At 69.1% G+C, this 11,883-nt stretch carries 15 protein-coding genes; 10 read left to right on the forward strand and 5 right to left on the reverse strand.

Annotation, left to right across the window (positions count from 1 at the left end; translation table 11 throughout):
• Positions 1 to 12 precede the first annotated feature (12 nt).
• Positions 13 to 1,227 carry a bifunctional phosphopantothenoylcysteine decarboxylase/phosphopantothenate--cysteine ligase CoaBC gene (gene coaBC / locus AC04ME_RS12350; RefSeq protein ID WP_475435224.1) on the reverse strand — a complete coding sequence of 405 codons (1,215 nt, stop codon included), beginning with the start codon at positions 1,225 to 1,227 and terminating at the stop codon, positions 13 to 15.
• A gap of 70 nt (positions 1,228 to 1,297) precedes the next feature.
• Here coaBC and AC04ME_RS12355 point away from each other — a divergent pair, with 70 nt between their 5' ends.
• The gene (locus tag AC04ME_RS12355) at positions 1,298 to 1,999 is read left to right on the forward strand and encodes an NRDE family protein (RefSeq protein WP_475435226.1); all 702 of its coding nucleotides are present in this window, start codon (positions 1,298 to 1,300) and stop codon (positions 1,997 to 1,999) included.
• Positions 2,000 to 2,084: 85 nt separating this feature from the next.
• Here the strand turns inward: AC04ME_RS12355 and AC04ME_RS12360 are convergent, their stop codons facing one another.
• Positions 2,085 to 3,059, reverse strand: coding sequence for a GlxA family transcriptional regulator (locus AC04ME_RS12360; protein WP_475435266.1), 975 nt, complete (start codon positions 3,057 to 3,059; stop codon positions 2,085 to 2,087).
• Positions 3,060 to 3,368: 309 nt separating this feature from the next.
• Here AC04ME_RS12360 and AC04ME_RS12365 point away from each other — a divergent pair, with 309 nt between their 5' ends.
• Both AC04ME_RS12365 and AC04ME_RS12370 read left to right on the forward strand, forming a co-directional pair.
• On the forward strand, positions 3,369 to 3,896 hold the full coding sequence (locus AC04ME_RS12365; protein ID WP_475435228.1) for a hypothetical protein: 528 nt from the start codon (positions 3,369 to 3,371) through the stop codon (positions 3,894 to 3,896).
• A gap of 15 nt (positions 3,897 to 3,911) precedes the next feature.
• Positions 3,912 to 4,508, forward strand: a complete 597-nt coding sequence (locus tag AC04ME_RS12370) for a hypothetical protein (RefSeq protein ID WP_475435230.1) — start codon at positions 3,912 to 3,914, stop codon at positions 4,506 to 4,508.
• A gap of 9 nt (positions 4,509 to 4,517) precedes the next feature.
• Here AC04ME_RS12370 and AC04ME_RS12375 read toward each other — a convergent pair whose 3' ends face one another.
• Positions 4,518 to 5,738, reverse strand: a complete 1,221-nt coding sequence (locus tag AC04ME_RS12375) for a glycosyltransferase family 4 protein (RefSeq protein WP_475435232.1) — start codon at positions 5,736 to 5,738, stop codon at positions 4,518 to 4,520.
• On the reverse strand, positions 5,735 to 6,961 hold the full coding sequence (locus AC04ME_RS12380; protein ID WP_475435234.1) for a glycosyltransferase: 1,227 nt from the start codon (positions 6,959 to 6,961) through the stop codon (positions 5,735 to 5,737). Before AC04ME_RS12380 ends, AC04ME_RS12375 begins: the two co-directional genes overlap by 4 nt.
• Positions 6,962 to 7,081: 120 nt before the next feature.
• Here AC04ME_RS12380 and AC04ME_RS12385 point away from each other — a divergent pair, with 120 nt between their 5' ends.
• The 7 genes from AC04ME_RS12385 (at position 7,082) to AC04ME_RS12415 (ending at position 11,435) form a co-directional block, all read left to right on the forward strand.
• Entirely contained in the window at positions 7,082 to 7,672 is a 591-nt protein-coding gene (locus AC04ME_RS12385) for a hypothetical protein (protein ID WP_475435236.1), read from the forward strand.
• A gap of 83 nt (positions 7,673 to 7,755) precedes the next feature.
• Positions 7,756 to 8,064 (forward strand): SAV_915 family protein, encoded by a 309-nt coding sequence (locus tag AC04ME_RS12390; protein WP_475435238.1) that lies wholly within the window; start codon positions 7,756 to 7,758, stop codon positions 8,062 to 8,064.
• Positions 8,061 to 8,357, forward strand: coding sequence for a hypothetical protein (locus AC04ME_RS12395; RefSeq protein ID WP_042536811.1), 297 nt, complete (start codon positions 8,061 to 8,063; stop codon positions 8,355 to 8,357). Before AC04ME_RS12390 ends, AC04ME_RS12395 begins: the two co-directional genes overlap by 4 nt.
• A complete protein-coding gene (locus AC04ME_RS12400) occupies positions 8,354 to 9,481 on the forward strand; it encodes a hypothetical protein (protein ID WP_042536812.1) in 1,128 nt (375 codons plus the stop codon). Before AC04ME_RS12395 ends, AC04ME_RS12400 begins: the two co-directional genes overlap by 4 nt.
• A 4-nt stretch (positions 9,482 to 9,485) precedes the next feature.
• The gene (locus AC04ME_RS12405) at positions 9,486 to 10,262 is read left to right on the forward strand and encodes a hypothetical protein (RefSeq protein ID WP_475435241.1); all 777 of its coding nucleotides are present in this window, start codon (positions 9,486 to 9,488) and stop codon (positions 10,260 to 10,262) included.
• Positions 10,263 to 10,296: 34 nt separating this feature from the next.
• Positions 10,297 to 10,782, forward strand: a complete 486-nt coding sequence (locus AC04ME_RS12410; RefSeq protein ID WP_475435242.1) for a MarR family winged helix-turn-helix transcriptional regulator — start codon at positions 10,297 to 10,299, stop codon at positions 10,780 to 10,782.
• Positions 10,779 to 11,435 carry a hypothetical protein gene (locus AC04ME_RS12415; RefSeq protein WP_475435244.1) on the forward strand — a complete coding sequence of 219 codons (657 nt, stop codon included), beginning with the start codon at positions 10,779 to 10,781 and terminating at the stop codon, positions 11,433 to 11,435. The genes AC04ME_RS12410 and AC04ME_RS12415 overlap by 4 nt, the downstream gene beginning before the upstream one ends.
• On the opposite strand, the gene AC04ME_RS12420 is transcribed toward AC04ME_RS12415, so the two are convergent.
• The gene (locus AC04ME_RS12420) at positions 11,436 to 11,846 is read right to left on the reverse strand and encodes an MmcQ/YjbR family DNA-binding protein (RefSeq protein WP_042536815.1); all 411 of its coding nucleotides are present in this window, start codon (positions 11,844 to 11,846) and stop codon (positions 11,436 to 11,438) included.
• Positions 11,847 to 11,883: the final 37 nt, after the last annotated feature.

The following is an 11,883-nucleotide window of genomic DNA, read 5'->3' on the forward strand; positions in this document are numbered from 1 at the left end:
CTTGACTCAAGTTTAGCGCATTCCGCGCACAGCATCCAGAATGGTTCGCGCGACCGCGCGCTTAGAGCCTGACGCGGATGCGACGACGGCACCACCCCCTCCTACGATCTCGACGGCGTTGTCTCTTTTCTCGAAACCGTGATCGGCGTTCGCGAGGTTGACGGCGAGCAGATCGACGCCCTTGCGCTCCCGCTTGCGGCGAGCACGTTCCCGGCGCTCGACCGGATCCTCCGAGGTCTCGGCGGCGAAGGCGACGATCGTCTGGCCCTGCGGTGCTCGGCCGTCGGCGCGCGATGCGGCGAGCGCGGCGACCACGTCTTCGTTCTCGACCAGATCGAGGCGCGCCAGCACGCCCTGCTCCTTGGTGAGCTTGTGCTCGGACACCGTCGCGGGGCGATAGTCGGCGACGGCTGCGGCCATGATCACGATGTCGGCCGCCCGCGCCGCCTCCTTCATCGCGTCGGCGAGCTCCGCTGCGGTGCCGACCGGGACGACTCTGATGGACGGATGCCGCGCATCGGCGAGCACATCGGCCGAGATGTTCGCAGCGACCACCGTCACGTCGGCGCCGCGCGCCGCGGCATCCGCGGCGAGCGCGATGCCCTGCCGACCACTCGACCGATTGCCGAGGAAGCGCACCGGATCGATCGGCTCACGCGTGCCGCCCGCCGAGACGACGACCCGAAGCCCTTCGAGGTCGCGCGGCGCGAGCAGCGCGAGGGCCGCCTCGAGGATCTGCTCGGGCTCCGCCATGCGGCCGGGTCCGCTGTCGCCGCCGGCGAGCTCGCCGTCGGCCGGGCCGACGAGGTGCACCCCGCGCGACGTCAGCGTCGCGATGTTCGCCTGCGTGGCGGCGTTGCGCCACATCTCGGCGTGCATCGCCGGCGCGAGCAGCACCGGCGCTTCGGTGGCGAGCAGCGTGGTGCCGAGCAGGTCGTCGGCGATGCCCGCGGTGATCTTCGCGATCGAGTTGGCCGTCGCAGGGGCGACGATCACGAGATCGGCACCCTGACCCAGCGCGACGTGCCGCACGCGGGCGACGTCGTCATGCACGCTGGTCGTGACCGGATGCCGACTGAGCGCCTCCCAGGTGGGGGTGCCGACGAATCGCAGCGCGTCCTCGGTCGGAACCACGGTCACATCGTGTCCCGCCTTGGTCAGCAGACGCACCAGGTGCACTGTCTTGTATGCGGCGATGCCACCCGTAACCCCGACGACGATGTTCACGGTTCGATTCTGCCCCAGCATCCGAGGCCGCGGGCCCGAGACTGCTCGACCCGCTTCTAGACTGAAACGCGTGTGCACCGTGGTGATCGATGTGGCCGGCCCCGAGACCGCGCGGCTGCTCGCGGTGCGGGATGAAGACCCTCAGCGTGAGTGGGACGCCCTCGGCGAATGGTGGCCCGACGCCTACCCCGGAGTCTCGGGCATCCGCGACCGGCGGGCGGGCGGCGCCTGGCTCGCGGTGAACCCCGCCGAGCGACGACTCGCGGTGCTCCTCAACCGCGCCGACGTCGTCGACCTCGCCGACGACGTCGCGGTGTCGCGCGGTTCGCTCGCCCTGGAGTCGGTCATGGGCCGCTCGCCGGCCGCTCCGCTGCCCATGCACGGCTTCAACCTGCTCGAGGTGCGGCCGGAGGGAACGCGCGTGCTCAGCTGGGACGGCGCCGAACTGCGGGAGACATCGCTCGCCGACGGCATCCACATGATCGCGCACGATGACCTCGACGATCTCGACACTCCGCGCATCGCCGCCTGGCTGCCCGAGTTCCGGGCCCTGGGCGCGACCGCCGACAGCCCCGACTGGTCAGGTGCGTGGACCTCGCTGCTCGCCTCGTCCGCTCGGCTCGACCCAGAGGATGATCGGGCGATCATCCGCGACAACCGCCCGCATGGCTATCCGACGCAGTCGCTGCTGTACTGCACCGCGTCGGTCACCCCCGAAGGCGTCGACGTGGACTATCGCGCCCTCCCGAGCCCAGGACACTGGGACCACTGAGCGCAGCGCTCGTCACAGCGCCGTTCACGGGGCTCGTCGCAGCGCGCTTTGCGCGCTCGTCACCGCGCGGCAGGCGATCGAGCGGTCACGCCGCAGACGACTCCGACTCCTCCGCGCACGAGAAGCGCGCGCGGTAGGCCGTCGGAGTGGTTCCGAGCACCCGCGAGAAGTTCTGCCGCAGCACCGCGGCCGACCCGAAGCCGCATTCGTCAGCGATCTGCTCGAGCGACAGATCGCTGCGCTCGAGCATCCGCTGGGCGTGCAGCACGCGCTGACGCGCGAGCCAGGCCGCAGGAGTCGCACCGTACTCAGCCTTGAACCGGCGGGCGAAGGTGCGGGGAGACATGAGAGCGCGGGCCGCGAGCTGATCGACGCCCAGGTCGTCGCGCAGGTGCTCGACCGCCCAATCGGCGACGGCAGCGAGCGAGTCGTTCTGGGCGACCGGGACCGGGCGGTCGATGAACTGCGCCTGACCGCCGTCGCGCTGCGGCGGAACGACCATGCGGCGGGCGATGCGATTGGTGAGCTCGGCGCCGAGCTCGATGCGCAGCAGATGCAGGCACGCGTCGATGCCGGCCGCGGTGCCGGCGCTCGTGATGATCCGGTCGTCCTGCACGAAGAGCACGTCGGGGTCGATGTCGATCTGGGGATACATCTCGGCCATGACCTCGGAGTACATCCAGTGCGTGGTCGCGCGTCGCCCGTCGAGCACACCGGCGGCACCGAGGATGAACGATCCGCTGCAGATGGTCAGCACCCAGGCCCCCCGCGCCACCGCGTCGCGCGCGACCTCGAGAAGCAGCGGATCGATCTGCGTCCAGTACTCGCGAGGCACGGGGCAGAAGATGACGAGGTCGGCCTCGTAGGCGAAGGACAGGTCGTGCTCGACGTTGATCGAGAAGCCCAGCTTCGACGTCACGACGCCGGGATGCGGCGCGATGACCCGGAAGTCGAAGTTCGGCACGCCGTCGTTCGACCGGTCGAGGCCGAAAGCCTCGCAGGCGAGACCGAACTCGAACGGCGCGAATCCGTCTTGGACGATGCAGGCGACGGTCTCCATCATGGCTCTCTCCCGGCTTTGGCAGTTTTCCTACGAGGAGAGTCTATTCTGCCACTCGTGGCAGATCAAGAGTGATCGTAGCGTTTCTGCCATGATCCTCCTCATCGCACTTCTCGCCCTCGCTGTCTGGGCCGTCGTCGCCACCATCATCGAACTCCGCCGTGACGGACATCGACGCGTTCCCACCGACTGGACTCGCGTCGCGCCGAAAGGGATGCCCTCGACCGCGCGGAGGCCGGCCACGTCTATCGGTGACCCGGGGCGAGCAATCTCCCCCATCCGATGACGCGCGCGGCTACGCTCGGGAGCATGAGCGAGCCTCAGCAGCCTCCCGCGCAGCCACACGGAACTCCCCCGCAGTTCGCGGGCTCGCACTATCCGGCACAGCCGCCGCAGCCGGCACAGCCGTCCCAGCCGGCACAGCCGTCCCAGCCGGACACCGGCCAGCCCTACGGTGGGCAGGCGTACGCGGGGCATCCATACCCGGCGCAGCCTTATCCTGAGCCACAGCGTGCGGCTTCCTCTGGCAGCTCAGGACTCGGTCGTCTCGCCTTCCTCCTCGCCGTGATCTCGCTCGGAATCGGACTCCTCGTCACGCTGTCGTTTCCGCTGATGTACCGGATGATGGGCGATCCATCAGCCATCGGCGCGTTCGGAGCGGTCGGCAACGGGCTCGTGCTGATCATCGCCGTCGTGGGGCTCATCCTCGGTCTGATGTCGGTGCGGCGACCAGGGCCGCAGATCCTCGCGGGCATCGCGATCGGCGTCACCGCCTCGCAGCTCGCCGGGATCGTCATCTCGTGGGTGTCGAACCTCTTCTACGCGTTTTCCTTCTGATCGTCCGGAGAATCGATGAGCGAGCAGCAGCAGAATCCAGACCGGCCGCAGCAGCCCGGCCAGCCCTATGCACAACCGGGCCAGCCGTATGCCCACCCCGGCCAGCCGTACACGCAACCCGGCCAGCCCTACACGCAACCCGGCCAGCCGCATGCCCACCCCGGCCAGCCCTACACGCAACCCGGCCAGCCGTATGCCCACCCCGGTCAGCCGTACACGCAACCCGGTCAGCCGTATGCCCGACCGGGCCAGCCCGATGTAGTCGCGGCGGCGGCCTATGCTCCGGGCCAGGCGACCGCACGCCGTTCCGGAGGTCTCGGTCGCACGGCATTGGTGATCGCCGTGGGCGCCGTGGCGATCGGGCTGCTCTGGCAGCTCGTCACCCCGTTCCTGTATTCGAGCGTCGGCTTCGGCGTCGTCGACCTGCTGTCGAACCTCGTGAACCTGCTCGTGATGGCAGGCGCAGGTGTCGCCCTGGTGCTCGGAATCATCGCGCTTCGACGCCCGGCGCCTCATCTGCTCCCGGCGATCGCGATCGGCGTGGGAGGCAGCACGGTCATCGGCACGCTCGTCGCATGGGTGTCGAACGTGTTCTACTACTTCGGGTTCTGAGTCCGAGGATCAGCCCGCGAGCACGCGCTCGTAGATCTCGATCATCGCCGCGGTGCGCGACGACTGGCGGAACGACTCCGAGACTTCGCGCATCGGCTGCGGTGCGATGCCGGCGGCGATGTCGGATGTCGCGCGGCGCAGCGTCTCGACGAGACCCGCTCGTCGCTGATCCTCGGTGCCGGCGGCCCCGGGCGCGGCCCAGAGTCCGCCCCCGAGCTCTGCCGCGATGTCGGGGTCGCTGATCACCGACGGCGTGCCGAGGGTGGCCGCCTCGAACGGCGTCATGCCCTGCGTCTCGAAGCCGATCGACGTCTGCACGAGTGCGTCGGCGGCGGCGATGCGGGCGAGAGTGTCTGCGTAGCTGAGCTTGCCGGCGAAGTGCACGTTCGACAGGCCCGAGACGATCTTCTCGGCGGCGGCGCGCTGAGCGCCGCCCCCGATGATCTCGAGGTCGGCGTCGATTCCCGACTCGACGAAGGCCTCGAGGAACGGCAGCAGGCGCTTCTCGGGGCTCATGCGCCCGAGCCAGACGAAGCGGGGACGCCCGGGGGCGCGTCCCTTCGGTGCGGCGGCGAGCGTCGCCTCGCGCACGTCGTCGTCGATGCCGTTCCACACCACGTCGACGGGACTGAAGACCCCGTGCTCTTCTAGGCGGCGTGCGAAATGCGTCGAGGGTGCGGTCACGGCCGACGAGCCACTCGCGATGCCACTCAGGAAGGCCCAGCCGTCACTCCCCCGCACCTGCTCCGCCACGCCCCGCAGCGCGCGGCGGCGCCAGAGGTTGAGTGCTCGAAGCACCGGGCCGTGCAGCGGCGTGACGGCGGCGATCCCGACATCGACGCGGTTGTGCATGGTGTGGACGACGGGGATGCCGTGACGAGTCGCATACCGGTGGCCGATGAAAGCGCCCCAGAAGTCGGCCTGGACATGCACCAGATCGACCGGAGGGCGGTGCGTCATCGCGCGGTCGAGCGCACGGTCGGTGGCGCGGCCGGGCCAGCTCATCGAGTACTCGCGGTCAGTGGTGATCGGCACGGACGGCAGATCGACGTTCGACGAGTCGGCGACGCGTGAGGCGCGAGCCCCGTGCATCTTCGGTGCGACGACGGTCACCGTGTGGCCGGCGCGCTCGAGGAACTGCCGCTGCAGCCGCATCGACACCTGAGCTCCGCCGAGGGAGTCCAGGTGCTGATCGCCGAAGAAGACGATGTGCATGACGGGCGTCGTCACTCGGGAAGCGGCTCGTCGCGGTACAGCGCCTCGAACGTGTCGAGCGTGCGGTTGATGTCGTGGATCGCGACGCCGTCGAGCGATGCCTGCTGCATCCGCGCGTACTCGCCTGGCGATGCGGTGAGCACGTCGGTCAGTCGCGCGGCGAGGGCATCCGCGTTGCCCGGCTCGAACAGGTAGCCGTTCTCACCGTCGTGCACGAGGTGCGGCAGGGCGACGGCATCCGCTGCGACGATCGGCAGCGCCGAGGCCATCGCCTCCATGGTCGCGATCGACTGCAGCTCGGCGATCGAGGCGATGGTGAACACCGAAGCGCGCGACAGCAGTGCACGCAGCTGCTCATCCGTCGTGCGGCCGTGGAAGGTGACACGGTCGGCGATCCCCAGCTGAGTTGCCAGGTTCTCGAGCTGCTTCCGCTGGTCGCCGCCGCCGACGATGTCGAACGTCGCCTCGAGCGCCGGGTCGAGCTTCGTCATCGCCTCGAGGATGACCTCGACCTGCTTCTCGGCGGTCAGGCGTCCGACGAAGATGATGCGGTTCTTGTCGCGAGGAGCGATCACCGGGGTGTACTGCGTGCGGTCGATGCCGCAGCTGACCGGGATGACGCCCGTGACTTCCACCGTGCGCTCGAGGAAGTCCGCCGCCCGACGGGTCGGTGTCGTGATGGCGCGCACCAGACCGAACGTACGCTTCGCGTCGGCCCAGGCGAACCGCAGCACCAGATCGTCGATGAACTTCGGCATCGTGGTGTGGTCGAGGATGTTCTCGGCCATCACGTGGTTCGTGGCGATCACCGGGATGCCACGTTCGTGCGCGATGCGAGAGAGGCCGCGGCCGATCACGATGTGCGACTGGATGTGCACGATGTCGGGCTGCACGCTGTCGAAGATCTTGCGGGCATAGTGCTTCACCCGCCACGGCCACACGAACCGCAGCCAGTCGTGGGGTGCCCAGCGCACCGACGGCAGCCGGTGCAGGGTCATCGGCTCACCCTCGATCACCTCGGTGTGCGGTGCAGCTCGGCGGTAGGCCTGGTTCGGTGCGACGACGTGCACGTCATGACCGCGCTGCACGAGTCCGGCCGCGAGACGCTCGGCGAAGCGGGCGGCGCCGTTGATGTCGGGCGCGAAGGTGTCGCAGCCGATCAGGATGCGAAGCGGACGCTGCCCGGAGTCAGGGGCGACGTCGGGAGCGCTCGTCGGATCGGAGGTAGAGGAGGACATTCTGCCTTACGGTACGGCGGTCAAAGAGCCCGATCGGGCGCTGGCCACTCTACCTGAGGGGCCTGATCGGGCCGCCGAGGCATACCGGCATCCCTCAGCCTCACCCCCTAGCGTGGAGGCATGCGACTGACTGCCGACGCCGACCCCCGGCTGTGGATCCCCGTCACCGATTCGCTCGGCTGGAAGGGACGCCGGCATCGCAAGGCTGCGATAAGGATGCTGCTGGGGCAGGTGAACACGGCGATCGGCGTCACCGAGCGCCCGGGTTCGCGGATCGGCGCGTGGGCGATGAGCCAGGCCGCGCCGATGCTGATGCGCCGGGCGGACGGTCGCGTGCTCGTGTGGACGTGGAAGGCTGATCCGGAGCTGGTCGTCGCGATGGCGACCGCGCAGGCGTTGACTCCGCAGGTACGGGTCGCTCGCGCGTCGATGCCGATGGACTATGACGACACCCAGTCGTTCTCGAGCCGGTGGCTGGGCACAGGAGAGAAGCTCGTGGTGGCGATGCCGCCGTCACCCGCGTCTCCGCCGTTCGCCACCTACACCTGGGACACCGGCACGCACCTTGTCACACTCACAGCGATGTGCAGCGACCGCGAACGCTTCGGCACGCTCGACGGTGCTCTCGACGACCTGGCGCGCAGCATCCGCGTCGCCGACGAGGTCGCGGGAGGCGAGTCGCCTGAGGTGCTGAGGCTCGACCCGGCGTGACGATCCGAGCGTCGCAGCCGGACGGCTGAGCCGCCACGGGCGGGTATGATCGGCGCCATATCCACGACCGAGGGGGCAACGAGATGTGGAACAGCCAGCCGATAGCGGCGACCGGAGGCACGATCATGCCGCCGGTGCTCTACCTTCCGGTGATCGATCTTCCCGAAGACCAGGGAAGGCAGTTTGCCGTCCGCCCGCTGACCGACGGACGGAACGGGCTTCTCGCCTACACGGCGCTCGATCGCCTCGCGGCGTGCTGCGGCGAGGCGCAGCCGTGGGTCATGCTGCAGACTCCCGAACTCGGCCGCGTGAAACAGGTCCAGGCGTTCGACATAGTGGCATTCGATCTCCCCGTTCCGGCATCCCTGCGCACGGGAGGGCGACTCGGGTGACGGACATCTATGTGGATCGGGACGGCATGGAGATCCGCCTTCGAGAGGTGATCGCCCGCATCGACGAGTCCGACGCCACGCTCTCGGATCTTCCCTCCGCGCCCGACGCGGGTATCGCCACGTCGATCATCGCTCTGATCGCGTCGGCTGGAGCCGAGGCGGCCGGCGTCGCGAACGACGCCACGAGGGGGCTGTCGGCGATCACGAACGACGTCCTCGACGACATGACGGTGAAGAACGAAGAGATAGCCGACCACATCCGCGACATCGAAGAGGAGCTGGACGGGCGATGAGCATCAGTCTCCGCATCCCCGGCGATCCGACAGCCGTCCGGGCGCTCGGTGATTGGATGTCCCGCATGAGCTCCTCGCTCGTCGAGGTCGACCTCGAGCTCGCCTACGTCGCGGGCCAGAGCGAGAACTACCTGCGAGGGGAGGCGGGCAGCGCGTTCCAGCGCACCGCCACCGCCGTGCGGAACCGCTGCAGTCCCGCCATGAAGTACCTGGGTGATGCCTCACCCGTGATCCACGCCTATGCGAATCGGCTCGACCGTGGCCGCGAGGACTTCGACTCCTACCTGACTCAGGCGGCCGACCGCGGGCTCACCGTCCACGGCAAGGTCGTGATGGAGCCGACAACCGATCTCTCCGCGTGCCCGGCGCCTGACGCCGACCCTCAGCTGACCGCCGAATGGGATGCCTTCATCTCGAAGGTGACCACGTACAACGACCTCGCCACGCGCGTCGGTACGTGGTGGGGTGAGCTCGAGACGTGGTGCTCGGAGAACTTCGCCCCGCTGATCGCGTGCCTCGGGGATCTGTCGCCGCTCGACGGACTCCTCGGCGAACTCAGCGCCACGGATCCGAACAAGACAGTCGTCGACGCCGCGCTCGAAACCGCCGACGCTCGCACCGAGCGCGACCTGGCGGAGTGGCGGACCCTGGCTCAGCAGATGCAGACCGACGCCGACACGTTCACGGACCAGCTCCGATCTGGCAATCCCGCTACGCATGCAGCGGCCGAGGCCGCCAATCCGCGAGCCATCCGCGAGGGCATGGAAGAGCTGCTCGACCACGTCGAACAGGTGAGTCGGATCGGCAAGATCATCCCCATCGTCGGACCGGCCATCGAGATCGTCACGATCGGCGCCGCGATCGCAGAGGGCGAATCGGGCTCGTCCCAGATCGCCGGAGCGCTCGGAGGAGCGGCAGGCGGTGCGGCGGCCGGCGGCGCCATAGCCGCAGCAGGAGGACCTCTCGGATGGGTCATCGGCGGCGCGGTCGTCGCCACGGTCACTGTCGGGTCCGCAGCGACGTGGGCCTGGGAGGCGTGGGTGCCGGTCGATGCCCGCGAGTCGATCGACGAGTGGCTCGAGGACGGCACGCGCTTCTGGCAGCCGCCTCAGCTGGCAGGCTGAACGGATGCTGATGAAGACGATCGCCCGATCACCTCGCATCGTCGACGGTTCCCGGTCCGTACATCCGAAGGGGCACTTCCCCGTTGCAGCACTGATGCTCGTCGGCGTACTCCCGCTTCTGCCCCTGCTGCTCGCCATAGTCGACGGGCGGTCGGGATTCCGACTCGTCATGCTGTCACTCGCCGTCTACGCCGGCACGCTGGCCGTCGCGCTCGTCGTCCGCGCGAGGTCGCTGCGGGAACGCCTCGTCCGGATCTCGGCAGTCGGTCCCCTGCGTTTCACGCCGTCCGGCGGCGCGCGCGCGGTGCTCTGGCTCGTCCCGACCGTCGGCGTGCTCCCCGCCGTGGTGAATCTCCTCGTCCAGACACTCGAGCTTCCGACGATGGGCGGACGGCTTCTCGAGTGGGGTCCGTACGTGCTCGGACTCGTCTCGCTCGTCGGACTCGGACGGGAGCTCCTGTCCCTCCGCACGCCGCTCGGTCTCGTCCTCGACCGCCGCGGATTGCACGGTGTGCGCGGAGCCTCGTCGTTCGACGTCCCTTGGGAGGAGATCGGCGCCGTCGACCTCGTCGGACCGCATGGCCCGAAGCTGACGGTCTCGATCGCCGGTCGCACGCCCGCGATCATCGACGCCCATCATCTGGGGTCGGACCCGGCGGCGGTCGCAGCCGTGATCACGCTCTTCCGCGACGCCCCCGACCGTCGCCAGGCGCTGACGGACGGCATCACGGCGATGCGGGCGGTCGAGCAGAGCCTCGCACCCGGCTCAGCGACAACCTAGTGAAGATAGGTAACTATGTAGTACCATCACAATCATGGAACCGCTCTTCGTCGATCGCCTCCTGCTGATCGCAGACCTCTTCCAGAGGGACATGGCCCGCGCTTTCGACGGCACCGGACTCACGACAGCCCGCGTGCACCTGCTCTGGGTTCTTCAGCACGCCGGGCCGTCGACGCAGCAGACACTGGCACAGCTCTGCGATGTCACCCCTCGCAACATCACGGGGCTCGTCGATGCTCTCGAGAAGTCGGGGCATGTCCGGCGCACCCCGCACCCGACCGATCGACGCGCCGTCCTGGTCGAGCTGACCGAGGCCGCCACCGCGACGATGGCGCAGATGCAGGACGAGCACGCGCAGCTCAACGAGACTCTGCTGTCGGCGATCGACCCCGCCGACCGTGCGGCCGTCGAGCGCGGCCTCTCGGCCGTGGCCGCACACCTCGAGCACCTCGTGACCACCGCCGCCACGCCCGCTCCCGAAAGCGCGGGCGCCCCCTCCCCTCGCGGAGACGCCGCATGACCGAGCAGCTGCAGACGACCGCTCCGAGCCCGACCCCGATCACGCGCATCCTCAGCTTCCTCCATCGCGCATGGATCGCCGAGCTGCGGGTGTACTCGAGCATCGCCCGCGCGATCGCCCGCCGCCCCGCAGTCCCGAAGGGCGGCACGGGAATCGGCTACCACCGCCCCGTGCTCACGGTGCTGTTCATCTTCATCGGCCTCTCCGCTGTAGAGATCCCGATCCTCGACCTCATCGTGCACCAGTGGCCCGCCGTGCGGATCACGCTGCTGGTGCTCGGCATCTGGGGCGTCACCTGGATGGTCGGCCTGCTGTGCGCGATGCTCATGCGGCCGCACGCGGTGGGGCCTGACGGCGTCCGCGTGCGCAGCGGACTCGAGCTCGACGTGCCGATCGGCTGGGACGACATCGCGTCGGTCGCTATCAGCCGCCGGGTCGACGAACCCAAGCAGCCGCGCATCACGGGCTCGGAGTACGCCGAGCGGATGCAGGACGAGACCAACATCGAGATCGAGCTCGAACGCCCGGTCGCGATCCGCCTCCCTGGTCTCGCACCGAAGGGCGGAGTGCACCACGTCGACCGCATCCGGTTGTGGGCCGATGAACCTCGCGCCTTCCTCGACGCGGCTCGGCCGTTCTTGACGGCGACCTGATCAGTCGAGACCGCGCTCCGCGAGCCACTGCTTCGCGACGAGCACCGGAGCCCGCACGAGCCACGCGTCCGCGATGATCTCGGCCAGCCGGTCGCGCTCGACCGCGTCGAGCTGCACCAGCAGGCCGGGGTATCCGTCGAAGTGCGGAATCGAGAACAGACCCTCGGGCTCTGCCGCCAGCAGCATCGCCTTCTCCTCGAGGCTCGCGACTCGCACGCCCAGCACCGGCCCGTCGGGCCAGACGAGCCCGAGATCTGCGAGCTGGCGCAGATCGACCTTGCTGGCGCCGCGCACCCAGGCGATCTGACCGCTCGGCAGCCGCCAGGAGGGCTCGCCCGTGTGACCACCGACGCGCTCGGTCACACCGGGCAGCGCGAGCGCGATCTCTCGAACGTCATCGACTGTCGCCATCCGCCCATCGTCCTCCCATGAGGCAGCCCGCCACAAT

Source organism: Microbacterium sp. LjRoot205, assembly GCF_056175745.1.